Raw genomic sequence first — 15,702 nt, 5'->3', positions numbered from 1 at the left:
ATGAGCAGCAACGACGCCCGCGCCCTCGCCCGCTCGTTGCTCGACCTCTGCCGCTCGCGCAAGCTGATGATCGCGACCGCCGAGTCCTGTACCGGCGGTCTGGTCGCCGGTGCGCTGACCGACATCCCCGGCTCGTCCGACGTCATCGACCGCGGGTTCGTCACCTATTCCAACGCCGCCAAGCACGATCTGCTTGGCGTCGAAAACGCCACGCTCAACACCTTCGGCGCCGTCAGCAAGGAAACCGCGATCGCGATGGCGGTCGGCGCGCTGGAGAATGCCGACGTCGATCTGGCGGTGTCGATCACCGGGATCGCAGGCCCTGGCGGCGCGACGCCGGGCAAACCGGTCGGCTTGGTGCATTTCGCCGTCGCGGCGCGCGACGGCCGGATCTCGCATCGCGAGCAGCGTTTCGGCGCGATCGGCCGCAGCAACGTCCGCCAGCGTTCGGTGGTGGAAGCGCTGCGCATGCTGCTGGAACTCGCCCGCGGCCCGAAGCCGCCGACCAAGGCCAAACGCGAAGTGGCCGCCGGCGTCCACAAGCGCGTCGCCCGCTCCCCCCGCCGTGCCGCCGCCAAACGCCCGCAGCCGAAGCGGCCGGTGAAGCCGAAAAAGACTTAGCGGCGATTCAACTCGTCAGGCCGGCACGAAGTGTACGGCGCGGCCCGATCATTGCCGTCACCCTCCGCGAAAGCGGAGGGCCCAGCATCCCAGAGCGCTCGTGATCTTCAGAAGCGCTCTGGGATACTGGGTCGCCCGGACAAGCCGGGCGATGACGGCGGAGTGTGTGGATATCTAAGTATTCCTCTTCGTCATTGCGAGCGTAGCGAAGTAATCCCCCGGCACGCACTGATTGCTTCGTCATCGCTCCTCGCAATGACGGCAGAACTCCAGTCGGCTCACGATAGCGAAGTAACTACACCCGCGACAGCTTCGGGCCGGTGCCGTAGATCTGGTCGGCGCGAGTTTCGAAGGCTTCGGCGAAGCGGTGGAAGGCGGTGTCGAACATCGCGCCCATCAGCGTCGCCAGCATCCGGCTCTTGAATTCGTAGGCGAGGAAGAAGCCGACCTCGCAGGCGCGCTCGGTCTTGGCGACGAAGGTCCAGCGGTTCTCCAGATTGGAGAACGGACCCTTCAGGTACTCGACCAGGATCTTCAGATTGGCACGATCGAGCGTGACACGGCTGGTGAATGTCTCCTGCACCAGCTTGAACGACACCGTCATGTCGGCGATCACCACCTCGGTGCCGTCGGCCTGCGGATTGCGCTCGCGGATCTTCAGCGCCTTGCACAGCGGCACGAACTGCGGATAGCGCTCGACGTCGGCAACGAGGTCGAACATCTGCTCGGCACTGTGCGGCACCCGGCGCCTGCTGGAAAATTGCGGCATCGAAGCGTCTCAGCGCGCCAGCGCGGCGCGCGCGGCCTTGAGCTTGGCGAAGTCGTCGCCGGCGTGATGCGACGAGCGCGTCATCGGGCTCGCCGACACCATCAGGAAGCCCTTGGCGTAGGCCGTGGTCTGATAGCCGGCAAACTCGTCCGGCGTGACGTAGCGCATCACCGCGTGGTGCTTGCGGGTCGGCTGCAGATACTGGCCGATGGTGAGGAAATCGACCTCTGCCGAGCGCAGATCGTCCATCACCTGCAGCACCTCGTGGCGTTCCTCGCCGAGCCCGACCATGATGCCGGACTTGGTGAAGATGGTCGGATCGAGTTCCTTGACCCGCTGCAGCAGCCGGATCGAATGGAAGTAGCGCGCGCCCGGCCGCACCGACAGATAACGCGACGGCACCGTCTCGAGATTGTGGTTGAACACGTCCGGCTTGGCGGCGACCACCACTTCGAGCGCGCCGTCCTTGCGCAGGAAGTCCGGCGTCAGGATTTCGATCGTGGTGGTGGGACACGCCTCGCGCACAGCCCGGATGGTCGCGGCAAAGTGCGCGGCGCCGCCATCGGCCAGATCGTCGCGGTCGACCGAGGTGATCACCAGGTGCTGCAGCCCGAGCTTGCGGGTCGCCTCGGCGACGTAGGCCGGCTCGTTCGGATCGAGCGCACCGGGCATCCCGGTCTTGACGTTGCAGAACGCGCAGGCCCGGGTGCAGGTGTCCCCCATGATCATGAAGGTGGCGTGCTTCTTGTCCCAGCACTCGCCGATATTCGGGCAGCCGGCCTCCTCGCACACGGTGTGCAGGCCGTGCTCCTTGACGATGCCGCGGGTCTCGCCGTAACCGCGCGTGGTCGGCGCGCGCACCCGGATCCAGTCCGGTTTCCTCGGCGACAGCGCATCGGGCCGCGCCGCCTTCTCCGGATGCCGGGGGCGGACGGGATTGGCGGACACCGTATCGACGAGAACGACCATGAGCTGCCTGGGGTTTGCGCGAGAACCCTACCTAATCCGGCCGTCCCCGTCCCGCAACCCGGGCGGCTTGCAGGCCGTTATCCCTTGGAATAATGCTCGAATTGTAAGCATAACGCGCAGCGCCGGCCGCCCCTGACGGCGCCTCGATCCTTGCCCCACAGATGACCAAACCCCGCGTTCCGAAGCCCTCGCCGGACGGAACACCTCCAGCTCTCGGCCCGCTGCTGACGCGGCGGTTCTTCGCCCGCAGCGTCCACGAGGTGGCGCCCGAACTGATCGGCGCAACGCTGCTGTTCGGCGGTGCCGGCGGCATCATCGTCGAGGTCGAAGCCTATCACCACACCGATCCGGCGGCGCATTCCTACGGCGGCCAGACCGCGCGCAACGCAGTGATGTTCGGCCCCGCGGGCTTTGCCTATGTGTACCGGTCCTATGGCATCCACTGGTGCGTGAACTTCGTCTGCGAGGCGGCTGGCTCGGCCAGCGCGGTGCTGATCCGCGCGCTCGAGCCGACGCAGGGCCTCGCCGCGATGCGCCAGCGACGCTGCCTCGACGACGCCCGCGCGCTGTGTTCCGGCCCCGGCAAGCTGACCCAGGCGCTCGGCATCAGCATCGACCACAACGGCCTGCCGCTCGACGAAGCGCCGTTCGCGATTCACCGCCGGATGACGAAGCCCGACATCGTCACCGGGCCGCGCATCGGCATCACCAAGGCGGCCGACTATCCGTGGCGGTTCGGGCTGAAGGGCTCGCGGTTTCTCAGCAAGGCGTTTCCGCGATCAATTTGATCGAAGCTGGCCCTCAACAAAACCGGTCATCGCCCGGCTTGTCCGGGCGACCCAGTATTGCAGAGCGCTGCGGCTAAGTAACGGGCGCTCTGGAATACTGGGCCCTCCGCTTTCGCGGAGGGTGACGCTGTGTGAGGGGATGTGGCGCCGATCCTATCGGCTCCATATCGGTCGTTTCGATGCGTTCAGCTCGCGTTCTTCAGCCGCAGCAGCGCTTCGAGGATCTTGACCTTGCGGGCGAGCGCGGCCTCGCGCTTCTCGCGTTCCTCCTCGACGACTTCCTCAGCCGCGTTGGCGACAAACTTTTCGTTCGCCAGCTTGGCCTCGGCGCGCTTGATGTCGGCTTCGGCCTTGCCGAGCTCCTTCTCGAGCCGCACCTGCTCGGCGGCGAAATCCACCACCCCCTTCAAGGGCAGCGCCGCGACCTCGCCGCGCACCAGGAGCTGCACGGCGCCTTGCGGGGCGGCGTCCGCAAACGAGATCTCGCCGACCCGCGCCAGCCGCTTGATCACGTCGCTCCAGCGGCTCGCCCGCGCATTGGTGTCGGCAGAGGCGCCGGCCAGCACCAGCGGCGTCAGGGTCGACGGCACGATGTTCATCTCGGCGCGCACCGAACGGATCGCGGTGACGAGATCGACCACCCAGCCGATTTCGGCTTCGGCCGCATCGTCGGTGAAATCCGGTGTCTCCGGCTCGGGAATCGACAGCATCGCCGGCCCGGCCATCGGGTCGGTCGCGGCCGAGGCGACCAGCATCGACATCTCTTCGTCAGACATCCCCGTCTTGCGCGACCACGGCGCCAGCGCCAGCAAGCCGTCGCGCGATGCCGTCACCGCCCACAGCTCTTCGGTGATGAACGGCATGAACGGATGCAGGATCTTCAGGATTTCGTCGCGCGCCCACGCCACCATCGCGCGGGTCTCGGTCTTGGCGGCACCGTCCTCGCCCATCAGCACCGGCTTGGCGAGTTCGAGATACCAGTCGCAATACACGTTCCAGACGAAGCGATACGCGGCTTCGGCGGCGTCGTTGAAGCGATAGGATTCGATCGCCTCGGTGACTTCGCGCACCGCCCGCACGGTCTCGTGCGCGATCCAGCGGTTGAGCGTGTCCTTGGCCGCGGTGAAATCGAAATCCTTCGGCGCCGCGCAGCCGTTCATCTCGGCGAAGCGGCAGGCGTTCCAGAGCTTGGTGGCGAAGTTGCGATAGCCTTCGACGCGGGAGGTCGCGAGCTTGATGTCGCGGCCCTGCGCCGCCATCGCGGCCAGCGTGAAACGCAGCGCGTCAGCGCCGTATTGGTCGATCAGGTTGAGCGGGTCGATGACGTTGCCCTTCGACTTCGACATCTTGGCGCCCTTCTCGTCGCGGACGAGGGCGTGGATGTAGACGGTCGGGAACGGCACGTCGTCCATGAAGTGCAGGCCCATCATCATCATCCGGGCGACCCAGAAGAAGATGATGTCGAAGCCGGTGACCAGCACGTCGGTTGGGTAGTAGCGATCAAGTTCGGGCGTGTCGTCCGGCCAGCCGAGGGTCGAAAACGGCCATAGCGCCGACGAGAACCAGGTGTCGAGCACGTCCTCATCGCGGGTGATGAAGCCCTCGCGCTTGGCCGCGTCCTGCGTCATCTCGTGCGCTTGCGCCGGCGTGATCACTTCCTGCTCGACGTAGTAGCCGAGCGCGTTGCCGACCGCCTCTTCCTCGGTCTCGGCGACGAACACCTTGCCGTCCGGGCCGTACCAGGCCGGGATCTGGTGGCCCCACCACAGCTGGCGAGAGATGCACCACGGCTGGATGTTCTCCATCCACTCGAAGTAGGTCTTCTCCCAATTCTTCGGCACGAAGGTGGTCTCGCCCGAGCGCACCGCGGCAATCGCCGGCTGCGCCAGCGTCTTGGCGTCGACGTACCACTGGTCGGTGAGGAACGGTTCGATCACCACGCCGGAGCGGTCGCCGTGCGGCACCATGTGGACGTTGGGCTCGATCTTCTCCAGGAAGCCGAAATCGTCGAGCCGCGCCACGATCATCTTGCGCGCGGCGAAACGGTCGGTGCCCTCGATCTCCTCGGCGAATTCGCGCGCGCCTTCCGGCAGCCCCTCGAGATAGGCACTGTTGTCGGCGACCGAGATCTTGCCTTCGATGTCGAGCACGTTGATCTGCGGCAGATGGTGCCGCTTGCCGACCTCGAAGTCGTTGAAGTCGTGGGCAGGCGTGATCTTCACCGCGCCCGAGCCCTTCTCGGGATCGGAGTACTCGTCGGCGACGATCGGAATCCGCCGGCCGACCAGCGGCAGGATGACGTGCTTGCCGACCAGATGCGTATAGCGCTCGTCCTCCGGATTCACCGCGACCGCGCTGTCGCCCAGCATGGTTTCGGGACGCGTGGTGGCGACGACGATGAAGCTCGACGGATCGACCGGATCGAAGGTCTTGCCCTCGATCGGATAGCGCAGATGCCAGAGGTTGCCCTTCACCTCGACCTGCTGAACTTCCAGATCCGAGATCGCGGTCAGCAGCTTCGGGTCCCAGTTGACCAGCCGCTTGTCCTTGTAGATCAGGCCCTGGCGGTGCAGCTCGACGAACACCTTGGCGACGGCGCGGGACAGCCCCTCGTCCATCGTGAAGCGTTCACGCGACCAGTCGCACGACGCGCCGAGCCGCTTGAGCTGGTTGACGATGACGCCGCCGCTCTCGGCCTTCCACTGCCACACCCGCTCGAGGAACTTGGCGCGGCCCATGTCGCGCCGGCTCGGCTCCTGCCGCTCCATCAGCTGGCGCTCGACCACCATCTGGGTGGCGATGCCGGCGTGGTCGGTGCCTGGCTGCCACAGCACGTCGCGACCGCGCATCCGCTCGAACCGGCACAGGATATCCTGCAGCGTATTGTTGAGCGCGTGGCCCATGTGCAGCGAGCCGGTGACGTTCGGTGGCGGAATCACGATCGAGTACGGGACGGCGTCGCGGCGATCCGGACGGCCGGCCTTGAAGGCCTCCGCGTCTTCCCAGGCGCGCGAGATGCGGGCCTCGATGTCGGCTGGCTGGTAGGTTTTCTCGATCATGGCGCTGCAATCAAAAAAGGCGCGTCGCCGGGCCGCGGACGCGCTCGTTGGACGTCGCTAGAAACCTTCCGGCGCGCCGCAAGTCAACAATGGAGGCCGGTCCATTCGATCAGACGGAGACATTGCCTCCGCCGAGGGGCTCAGCGCCCGCGCGAGACCCGCTCGATTTCCTGGCGGACGATCCGCTCGACCAGGGTCGGCAGATTGTCGTCGAGCCAAGCCTTTAGCATCGGGCGCAGCATCTCCTTGACCAGATCCTCGAGGGTCCGGGCATTGTTGCTGAGCACGGTAGTGGCGAGCGAATTGAATGCCGATTCCACCGCAGCAGACGTGGTCCGCGACATAATCGGCTGCTGCGGCTCCTCGCTCCAAGACGACGCAGGCGGCGGCTCGTAGGACGGCTCCGGCGCGCGTGGCTTCGGCGCGGCTTCGGCGAACTCGATATCGTCTTCGATCGACGCCTTCTGAACCGGCGACGGCGGTGGCGGCGGCGGCGTGGGCTCGGGTTCCGGCTCCGGCAGCGCCATCTCGTCAGTCAGCTCAAGGACGTCGCCGTCGGGCTGCGGCGGACGGACCTCTTCCTCGGTGGTGCCGGCATCAAGGCCAGCCAGCAGCGCGTCGATGTCGTCCTGGCTGTTGCTCTCGGCCGGGGCCGGGGCCGGCGGAGGTGCCGGCTTTGGCGCAGCGGCAGGCTTGGGCGGCGCGGCTTGCGCCACCGGACTCGGTGCAGACGGAGGTGGGGTCATGGCCGCGGGCTTGCTCGGCGGGGGAGCCGACTTGGGCGGCTCCGGCTTCGGGGCAACGGCCGCCGGCGCAGGAGCCGGGGTCGCGGGCTTGGCTTCGTCATCGGCGATGATGCGACGGATCGACGCCAGAATCTCCTCCATGGAAGGCTCTTGCGCCCTTGCAGGCTGCGTCATCTCCGACTCCACATCATCACGCCCTTCCCGGCGTTGTAACATCAAAGCTCTACGGGAGAGACCGGTTCCGGATCGGCAGCGCCAGGTTTCACTTTGGAAGCAGGACTTTTCCCCAGCTTCAACTACGGTACGCCCCGAGGTCTGCTCCACGCACAACGACGTGAGCATCGGGCACATAGCCGACTCGAATCGTCACCACGACCCGAGCAACGGTAGGCAGCTGATTAGTTGTTTGCAAGTGAACGCGCCGAGGCGATCGCCTCGGCGCACCTCAGCCGACCGTCAACGGCCGTCCGGAGTCCGCACACCACCCCAGCTGTCGCGCACCTGATGATAGTGAACGCTGGGATCATAGACGTTGGTCTTCAGACCGAGTACCTGCGGCGACAGCCGGCCGATCGCATTGAGTACTGCGTAGGACGCGACCACGCGGTCGTGCTGCGCCGTCACCAGCGCAACGCGGGCATTCACCAAGGCCTGCTGCGCGTTCAACACGTCGAGCGTGGTGCGCTGGCCGGCGCGGGCTTCTTCACGGACGCCGTTGAGCGCGATCTCCGAGGCCTTCACCTGCGATTGTGCAGAGGAGACCTGCGACTTCGCAGCCTGCAACTGGCCCCAGGCCTGCACGACGCTGGCGCGGGTTTGGTCGCGCACCTGTTCGAGGTTGAGGCGCTGCTGCGCCAGAGTTTCCTTCGACTGCCGGATCAGCGCGTATTCGCCGCCACCCTGGTAGATCGGAATCGACAGCTGGGCCACGCCGGAGGCGATGAACTGCCGCGGCGAGGAGATCGACGGCTCCCAGGACTGCTGCGCGCTGGCCTGCAGCGTCAGCGTCGGGAACAGCGCCCCCTCGTTGATCTTCACGTTGAGATGGCTGACGTCGATGCCGTACATCGCCGCCGTGACGTTCGGGTTCTCGACCAACGCCAGATTGATCGCCTGCGCCAAGCTGTTCGGCAGATAGCGATCGACCGGCGAGCCGGGCGCGAGATTGCCGGGTTCGTTGCCGATGATGCGTCGATAATTCGACCGTGTGGTGGTGAGCGTCGATTCGGCGGCGAGCTGCTGGGTATTGCCGGCGGCGAGCTGTGCTTGCGACTGCGCCACGTCGGTGCGGGTCACCTCGCCGACATTGAAACGATCGTTGGTCTGCCGCAGCGTCTGCTCGAGAACCCGCACGTTGGTTCGCTGAACCTCGAGGGTCGCCGAATCCCGCAGATAGTCCATGTAAATGGTGGCAGCAGACAGCATCACCGACTGCTCCAGCACCCGCAGCCCTTCGCGCGCAGCAGACACCTGACTCTCGGCGGCACGCGTGCGGTTCGCCGTCTGATTGCCATTGAACAGCGTCTGTGAAGCGGTCACGCCCACCGATCGCGGGATCTGCGTGCCGGCCAGATGGAATTGGTTGCCAGCGATGCTCGAAATCGCATCGGTGTATTGATAGCCGCCCGACGCCGTGACGGCGACCTTCGGGCGATAGCCGGACAGCGCCTGCGGCACTGATTCGTCGGTAGCGCGGACCGAAGCGCGTTGCGCGTTGAGCTGGGGATTGTTCTGATAGGCGCGGATCAGAGCAGCCTCGATGGTCTCGGCGCTCGCCGACGTGTGAGGTGCGCACACCAAAAGGACGCCGGCAACGACAAAGCCGGAGACTCGCTTGAACCCATCCATGCCTGGCAATCCAATCCTACACTTTTCCCCACACCGGGACCGAAGCCGCCTCGCACCCAGGCCAGCGCCGAAAACCGGTAAGTCTATCCTCACCATAAGCCACGGCAGCGACATAAGAAACCCCTCGGAACACCAGCGAAGCAAAACTTCCGAGCTGGGGCATTCGCGCCACAGGTATGATTCTTCAGTAGAATTTGATCAGTTCCGGTCAGAACACGAAGGCCGCGGGCCGCTCCATGCCGGGCAGGATTGGCACCGATGCATCGAACAGAACACGGGCGCCGAAGTCCCCTTCTGACCTTGTCACAACGGTAACCCGCTGAGGTTTTCCGTCCGCAAAAGCGCCGACGAGCCTGCCGCCGAGCTTGAGCTGATCGTACAGCGCACTCGGCTCGATCTCGGTTCCACCGCACAGCAGGATGGCGTCGAAAGGCGCGTCGTTGGCATCACCTCTGGACGCTTCGGCAACGCGGACATTGACGTTGGTGAGGCCGAGCGCAGCCAGGGTCGACTGCATGCTCTGCGCCAATCCCTTGTCGTCGATAGTGGTTGCGACCCGGTCCGTGAGCTTGGACACGATCGCCGCGACGTAACCGGTCGGGCAGCCGACCACGAGAACGCGATCTTCCCGCGCGAGCTCGGCAGCCTGAATCATCCGCGCGGTCATGATCGGGTTCAGCAGGAAGTGCTTGCGCCCGTCGCCGCCGTCGATCTCCAGATCGAGATCGAGATACGCCAGCTCCCGTTTCGATTCGGGCAGGAATGCCTCACGCGGCAACATCCGCATCGCATCGATGATTCGCCAATCCGTCACGCTAGAGGGCCGGATTTGGCAATCGACCATGTTCTGCCGCGCGCGCTCGAATTCCAACATCCCGATCCCCTGCGATGAAACCCGCGCCATCCATGCTGCAACGCCAATGAAAACGCAACATGTCGCCGCACTCAACAGATTTGGTACGAAGGGGGCTTCACGCGGCGCAAATCATCCCCTACATAGCGGTCGCCGTGACGACGGCTCGCCGCAAGCGTTGCGGCGGAAACGGCCGGTGTCGATCGACCGATTTCTGCTTTCCAACGCTGAACGGCTTTGTTATACGCTGCCCGCGAAGCATTGCTTCGCTGTTCCCTGGTAGCTCAGTGGTAGAGCAACCGGCTGTTAACCGGTTGGTCGCTGGTTCGAATCCGGCCCGGGGAGCCATTTTATTTACCACCATCGTTGCAAGATTCGCTGCGCTCGACCGATACTTGGTCGCAGCGCCTCGTTCGTTTGCGAGCCGGCTCTCACGCCGGTGTGACCCGCCTCGGCCCCTTCCCTGGAACGTTCTCGCGCTGGTGCACGTTGCGCCCACGCGATCCAACGAAGGAGCCCAAGATGTTCAAATCGACAACGTTTGCAGCCGCTGTGTTCGCGGGCGCTGTGGCCCTGACGACCGCCGCATCGGCGCAGCAGCCGATGCAGCACCGCGGCCAGAGCTACGGTACGGAAATGCAGCGCCACCAAGCCTATCAGAACCGCGGCTATCATGACCGGTGGTCGCAGAACCGCAATTGGCGTGACAGCAACGCGTTCTGGCCGGGTCAGGTCGCCGCAGGTGTGGTCGGCGGCGCGATTGGAGCGGCCGGTGCGATCGCCACCGCTCCGTTCCAGGCCGGCTATCAGGGCGACTATGACATGCGCAGCTATGCCGCGCGCAACGGCTTCGTCTGCCTTCCCGGCACGACGTTCCGCGGTGAAGACGGCCGCATGCATCTTTGCCAATAAGCCGCTGAACTGAAGCTACGAGCAAAGCCGCCTCCTGCCCGGGGGCGGCTTTTTTCGTGAGAAACCGCCGCTTGGATTTGGAACGCCACGCAAGAAACAGCCGATCGATAAAATTCGAACGATCCTCGCAACAGGCCTCACAACAGTTTTTGCCACACTCCGGTTCGGACAGGGGAGCCGAACCATGAGCGAAGCCGAATACAATCTGCTGCTGGAGTCGATCAGCGACGCCGTGGCGGAAACCACGCAGGACAACGTCGTGCGCCCCAACATGGTGGCGACGATGCGCCGCGCCGCGAATGACAATTCGGTCGAATGGCCGCTACTGCCGTTCCCGACCGATTGGTACGCCTCCTGCTGATCACGGCTCTTCTGCCAGCCTAGCGATCGTCCTGCGCGACCGTGTCGGCCAGCGAATCCAGGTGCCGTTCCGCCAGCTCTTCGATCGCCAGATCCGGCCTCTCACGTTCGATCAGCGGTGCGATTTCGCGTGACGGCTTGAAGCCGGACCGGGCGACATAGACCACCTCACCAAAACTGCGCGACAGGTATTTGACCAATCCTTCGGTGAAAGAGTCGCCGATGAACATGATCTTGTATCTGGCCTGCGGACAGAACGTCCGTCCGACCGAGATGTCGTCGCCGGCTGGCTGATACGTCGTAGCCGTAAAGGCGCAGCGATCGGGCACCGGCGCCGACGTCCGTGTCACCTCCCGCCGCGTCAGTCCCGCCATGCCGGCGAGATCGCCCGCATGCTCTGAGGCGACAGAAAACCGCGTAGCATCGAGATCGATCACCGGCAGATTGGGCAGCGACAGCGCTGCCATGATGCTGCGATAGCCGAGATACGCGCCCCAATCGGTCCAGTGCGAGTCGTCCTTGAAGTAGACCTGCCCGTCCGCCTTGCCCTGCCGCAGCGTCGCGCGCAGATCGAGCACAGGCAGATGCTCCTTTCCGGCCATCGCCACCACCTGATCGAGTTGCGACGGCGGATCGCGCCGCGACATATAGGTCGGCATCTCTTCGGGGTAGATCGTGTGCTTGTCCGGCACCACCACGAACAGATAAGGCCGGCCCGCCGCGGCAAGCGGCTGCATTCGGCGCTGCAGCGCCTTTCGCGTATTGTCGAGCTGCAGCGAACTGAGCGGCCGCTGATTGCGGTACAGCTCGATCGAATTGTCCCCGGCATAGAACAGCCAGTCGTCCTTGCCAAACACCACCTTGTCCGACGGCGAGCGCCCCAGCATCACCGTGGTGAAGTTCGAATTCAGCCGCAGCAGCAGCTTCCGAAGTCCAAAATTGTCGTTGAAATAAGCGTCGAACCGCTCCGGAAAGCTGTCCCATTCCGCAGCCGTGCGCGGCCATCCCGGAAGCTGCGTCAGGGCGCGGTTCTCGCCGATAGAGATCTCGGCGTGCTTGAACACCATCGCGATCAGCGACGCGAACGAAAACGCCATCACCAGCCCGACCAGGGCACCACTGTAGAGGCGTGCGCTGAATGGAGGTCGCTGCATAGCTAGAACCGGAAATAGATGAAGGGATTGTAGGTCCCGGCCGCGACCTGACTGGCGGCGAGCAGACCGATCGTCAGCAGCACAATCAGCCTGCCGGCCATCATCACAGTGCCATCCTGGCCGATCTGCAAGGTGCGAACGTCGGAATGCACCCGTCCCTGGCTCTGGTCGCGGCGCAATCGCCAATCTGCCGTCAGCGGGCTGAACGCCGCAGCGCTCGCGAGGCTTCCCATCACCAGGCAGATGACGACCAGCGGATCGAGGTTGCCGAGGAAATCCAGCGACCATCCGGCGCCGAAGCCGACCATTGCCTTCAAATAGATGATCGCGTGCGATAGGTCCGCGGCGCGGAAGAACACCCACGCCAACGACACTACCGCCAGCGTGTAGAGATGCCGCACCGGCCGCGGCATGCGCGCCAGCATTGATGCCAATCCGAGCCGTTCGAAGATCAGGAACAGGCCGTGGATCAAGCCCCACACTACGAACGTCCAGTTGGCGCCGTGCCAGAGACCACACAGCAGGAACACCGTGGCCAAATTGAAATACACCCGCCACGGCGGGACGCGATTGCCGCCGAGCGGGATGTACAGATAGTCGCGCAGCCAGTTCGACAGTGAGATGTGCCAGCGTCGCCAGAACTCCTGCAGCGACTGCGACAGATACGGATAGTTGAAGTTCTCCAGGAAGGTGAACCCGAACAGCCGCGCCAGCCCGATCGCCATATCCGAATAGGCCGAGAAGTCGAGATAGATCTGCAAAGTGTAGCAGACCAGTCCGAGCCAGGCCGCGCCCGGGCTGAGCTCGGCGGCCGGCAGCGCGAAGATCCGATCGGCGACTTCTCCAAGCGGATTGGCCAGCAGCATCTTCTTGCCGAAACCGGCGAGGAACCGCTCGATCCCGGACGCCGCCAGTTCGAGCGTCACCGGCCGGCGCCGGAGCTGATCGGAGATGTCGTGGTAGCGGATGATCGGGCCGGCGATCAGTTGCGGAAAGAATGCAATGTAGAGGGCAAAGTCGACCGGCCGGCGCTGCGCCCGGGCGGCGCCGCGATAGACGTCGATCACGTAAGACAGCGCGTGGAAGGTGAAGAACGAAATCCCGAGCGGCAGATGCGGCGCCACCACGGTGACGGGAGCGATTCCCACCGTCTCCAGCAGCGCGTTGAGGTTGGCGATCAGGAATTCTGAGTACTTGAATACCGCGAGCAGACCGATGTTCAGCACCACCGCGGCAGCCACCACGAGCTTGCGCCGCCATGGATCCGATATGGCATCGAGCGCCAGCCCAAGCAGCCAGTTGCCGAAAATCGACCCGAGCATCACCAGGGCGAAGAACCGCTCGCCCCAAGCGTAGAACACCAGGCTGGCGACCAGCAGCACGCTGTTGCGAAATGGCCGCGGTACGCTCCAGTAGACCAGGAGCAGCAGCGGCATGAACAGGAACAGGAAGACCGGCGAACTGAACAGCATCAGGCCGTCGTCCTCGTGCCGTTCCGGCCCCTGCAGTCGCGATCCGGCATCGCCATCGTCCCCTGGTGTTTCCCCTCCTTGCGCGACTGCTTCTGAATGTTCAAGACCGCCAAATCTGAGATGCGGTGCCGCTATTCCCGTCCGACGGCGCCACGACGTCGATCTGCGCCGACCGCGGCGGATCAGACTGCCGTCGACGTAGCCGCACCGATTCGAGGTTGCGAAGAGCTTGCAGAGAAGCGGCGCGTCACGACCACTCGGCTGCGGGGCTCGCTGCCCGCGGGCGAAGGCTGCATCGCCAAGCCGAAGGCAGGCCAGCGGCGCGCGGCAGCAGGCTCGCGCAGCGAGCCAAGGAAATGCAGTAACACGTTGGAATTGAAAGTGGAGGCCACGACCAGAATTGAACTGGTGTACACGGTTTTGCAGACCGTTGCGTAACCACTCCGCCACGTGGCCCCACACGGCGACCTTCTATAGGCGATCCGTCGGCGAGGCAACAACCGAGACACCGCTCGCTCGAGCGCGGATCGGCCCGGGTCGGGTCAAGGCTTGCGCAGCACGATCCAGGCCGGAGCATGATCGCTCGCGCCCGGCCCGCCCCGAACGTCGCGGTCGACACCGCCCCGGATGAGGTGGTTTGCCAGCGTGGGGGCGAGCAGCAGATGATCGATCCGCAGCCCGGCGTCGCGCTCGAACCGGTTTCGCCAATACGACCAGAACGTATAGGGCGCGCCAGTGGGATGCAGCGCGCGCAGCGCGTCGCTCCACCCCTGCTTCAGCAGCTTGGCGTAGAGCGCACGGGGCGCCGGCTGCACCAGCGCGTCCTTGTCCCAGGACCGCGTCGGATAGATGTCGTCCGGAGTCGGCGCCACGTTGAAGTCGCCGGCCAGCACCACCGGCGCGCCGCTCTTGAGCAACGTAGCGGCGTGGCGGTTGAGTCGCTTCAACCAAGCCAGCTTGTAGTCGAATTTCGGACCCGGCTGCGGGTTGCCGTTCGGTGCATACAGACTGCCGACGATCATCCCGGCGACGGCGGCCTCGATATAGCGGCTCTGACTGTCCTTCGGATCGCCGGGCAGCCTGGTCCGGGTGACCACGATCCGGGCCTTGCCCCGCGCCAGGATCGCCACGCCGTTCCAACTCTTCTGCCCGACCCAGGCCGCCGAATATCCGGCCTTGCGGAGCGCCACCTCGGGAAACTCGGTCTGAGTCGCCTTCAACTCCTGCAGGCAGACCACGTCCGGCTTCGCCGCCCGCAGCCAGCCGAGCAGGACCGGCAGCCGCTTATTGACGTCGTTGATGTTGAAGGTGGCGATCTTCACCGCGGGGCCCCCGCGCCGGCTAAGGTCGGCGACGCATCGGACAACCGATCGAGACCTGAGAAGATCCTCCTCCCCCCGCCGCGAGAGTCGCCCTCACCCGCGCTTCTTGCGCCGCCAGTCGCGCTTCTTCGGCTTCGGGGCGAGATCGGGCCGCTCGGCCTGCACCTGCTTGAACCGCGCCAGCATCCGGTCGAACGCGGACAGCAGCACGGTCTCGATCTCGCGGCGGTGCTCCAGCCGCGACAGCAGCATGGCGGCGGCTTCCAGCGTCGACAGCCCGTCGCGGCGCGGCTCCTTGCGGAGGCGGCCGTAGCGCGACGGCGCCGCGGGGTCGAGAATCACCCGCTGACACTTCAGCATCCAGGCGTTGCGCCACCACAGCGCCTTGGCCTGACTCCAGGTGCCGTCGAGCAGCACCACGCCCTCGATCTCGTCGAGGATCATGTCCTGATAAGGCTCGGGCTGCCCCTTGGCGTCGACCGCCAGAATGTCGCGCCCCTCCGCCAATTCGGCAGCGCGGGCCGAACCGAGATACAGCACCGCCCAGCGTGACGGATCATGCACGGGCCGGCCGAGCGCCTTGGACAGGCTCGGCCACGACAGACCGATCCGCACCACGGCGTTGTTGAAATGCTGCGCGGTCAGCCGTGCGGTGCCGAGCGCACGGTCCTGCTCCTGCGGATGCTGCAGAATGAGAAGCTGAATCTTGCTCGGGATCGGCTCGACGGTGTCGCAGATGCACAGCGGCAGCACCTTGCCACAGCGGGCGCATTCCGGCTCCGGCGCGCCGAGCTCTGCGGCATGTGTCTCTTGTTCAGTCGTCATTTGG

General features: G+C 65.1%; 14 protein-coding genes and 2 tRNA genes. 5 read left to right on the top strand and 11 right to left on the bottom strand.

Features of this window, described 5'->3' with window-relative positions:
• Positions 1-621: a CinA family protein gene (locus tag DNX69_RS01355; protein ID WP_110784216.1), complete on the top strand. Its 621-nt coding sequence runs from the start codon at positions 1-3 to the stop codon at positions 619-621.
• Positions 622-916: 295 nt separating this feature from the next.
• Here the strand turns inward: DNX69_RS01355 and DNX69_RS01350 are convergent, their stop codons facing one another.
• A complete protein-coding gene (locus DNX69_RS01350) occupies positions 917-1,390 on the bottom strand; it encodes a type II toxin-antitoxin system RatA family toxin (protein ID WP_110784215.1) in 474 nt (157 codons plus the stop codon).
• Positions 1,391-1,399: 9 nt separating this feature from the next.
• Positions 1,400-2,359: a lipoyl synthase gene (gene lipA, locus DNX69_RS01345; RefSeq protein WP_110784213.1), complete on the bottom strand. Its 960-nt coding sequence runs from the start codon at positions 2,357-2,359 to the stop codon at positions 1,400-1,402.
• A gap of 161 nt (positions 2,360-2,520) precedes the next feature.
• On the opposite strand from lipA, the gene DNX69_RS01340 reads away from it, so the two are divergent.
• Positions 2,521-3,147 carry a DNA-3-methyladenine glycosylase gene (locus DNX69_RS01340; RefSeq protein WP_110784211.1) on the top strand — a complete coding sequence of 209 codons (627 nt, stop codon included), beginning with the start codon at positions 2,521-2,523 and terminating at the stop codon, positions 3,145-3,147.
• Positions 3,148-3,332: 185 nt separating this feature from the next.
• Here DNX69_RS01340 and DNX69_RS01335 read toward each other — a convergent pair whose 3' ends face one another.
• The 4 genes from DNX69_RS01335 to DNX69_RS01320 form a co-directional block, all read right to left on the bottom strand.
• Entirely contained in the window at positions 3,333-6,206 is a 2,874-nt protein-coding gene (locus DNX69_RS01335) for a valine--tRNA ligase (protein WP_110784210.1), read from the bottom strand.
• A gap of 140 nt (positions 6,207-6,346) precedes the next feature.
• Positions 6,347-7,126 (bottom strand): PopZ family protein, encoded by a 780-nt coding sequence (locus DNX69_RS01330; protein WP_110784348.1) that lies wholly within the window; start codon positions 7,124-7,126, stop codon positions 6,347-6,349.
• 282 nt (positions 7,127-7,408) lie between these two features.
• The gene (locus DNX69_RS01325; RefSeq protein WP_110784208.1) at positions 7,409-8,800 is read right to left on the bottom strand and encodes a TolC family outer membrane protein; all 1,392 of its coding nucleotides are present in this window, start codon (positions 8,798-8,800) and stop codon (positions 7,409-7,411) included.
• Positions 8,801-9,008: 208 nt separating this feature from the next.
• Positions 9,009-9,674 (bottom strand): protein-L-isoaspartate O-methyltransferase family protein, encoded by a 666-nt coding sequence (locus tag DNX69_RS01320; RefSeq protein ID WP_110784206.1) that lies wholly within the window; start codon positions 9,672-9,674, stop codon positions 9,009-9,011.
• Positions 9,675-9,926: 252 nt separating this feature from the next.
• Here DNX69_RS01320 and DNX69_RS01315 point away from each other — a divergent pair.
• The 3 genes from DNX69_RS01315 (at position 9,927) to DNX69_RS26205 (ending at position 10,926) form a co-directional block, all read left to right on the top strand.
• A tRNA-Asn gene (locus tag DNX69_RS01315) sits at positions 9,927-10,001 on the top strand.
• Positions 10,002-10,175: 174 nt separating this feature from the next.
• Positions 10,176-10,565, top strand: coding sequence for a hypothetical protein (locus tag DNX69_RS01310; protein WP_110784204.1), 390 nt, complete (start codon positions 10,176-10,178; stop codon positions 10,563-10,565).
• A gap of 184 nt (positions 10,566-10,749) precedes the next feature.
• Positions 10,750-10,926, top strand: coding sequence for a hypothetical protein (locus DNX69_RS26205; protein ID WP_165825158.1), 177 nt, complete (start codon positions 10,750-10,752; stop codon positions 10,924-10,926).
• 19 nt (positions 10,927-10,945) lie between these two features.
• Here the strand turns inward: DNX69_RS26205 and DNX69_RS01305 are convergent, their stop codons facing one another.
• The 5 genes from DNX69_RS01305 to DNX69_RS01285 form a co-directional block, all read right to left on the bottom strand.
• Positions 10,946-12,079: an alginate O-acetyltransferase AlgX-related protein gene (locus tag DNX69_RS01305; RefSeq protein WP_110784203.1), complete on the bottom strand. Its 1,134-nt coding sequence runs from the start codon at positions 12,077-12,079 to the stop codon at positions 10,946-10,948.
• A gap of 2 nt (positions 12,080-12,081) precedes the next feature.
• A complete protein-coding gene (locus tag DNX69_RS01300) occupies positions 12,082-13,551 on the bottom strand; it encodes an MBOAT family O-acyltransferase (protein ID WP_110784201.1) in 1,470 nt (489 codons plus the stop codon).
• A gap of 382 nt (positions 13,552-13,933) precedes the next feature.
• Positions 13,934-14,007, bottom strand: a tRNA-Cys gene (locus tag DNX69_RS01295).
• 86 nt (positions 14,008-14,093) lie between these two features.
• Positions 14,094-14,873: an exodeoxyribonuclease III gene (locus DNX69_RS01290; protein WP_110784200.1), complete on the bottom strand. Its 780-nt coding sequence runs from the start codon at positions 14,871-14,873 to the stop codon at positions 14,094-14,096.
• A gap of 93 nt (positions 14,874-14,966) precedes the next feature.
• The gene (locus DNX69_RS01285) at positions 14,967-15,698 is read right to left on the bottom strand and encodes a tRNA-uridine aminocarboxypropyltransferase (protein ID WP_110784198.1); all 732 of its coding nucleotides are present in this window, start codon (positions 15,696-15,698) and stop codon (positions 14,967-14,969) included.
• Positions 15,699-15,702 lie beyond the last annotated feature (4 nt).

The organism is Rhodopseudomonas palustris (genome assembly GCF_003226555.1).
In the GTDB taxonomy this organism is placed as follows: domain Bacteria; phylum Pseudomonadota; class Alphaproteobacteria; order Rhizobiales; family Xanthobacteraceae; genus Rhodopseudomonas; species Rhodopseudomonas palustris_I.
The sequence above is the reverse complement of the archived record's forward strand: the minus strand, read 5'-3'. Positions and strand labels throughout refer to the sequence as shown.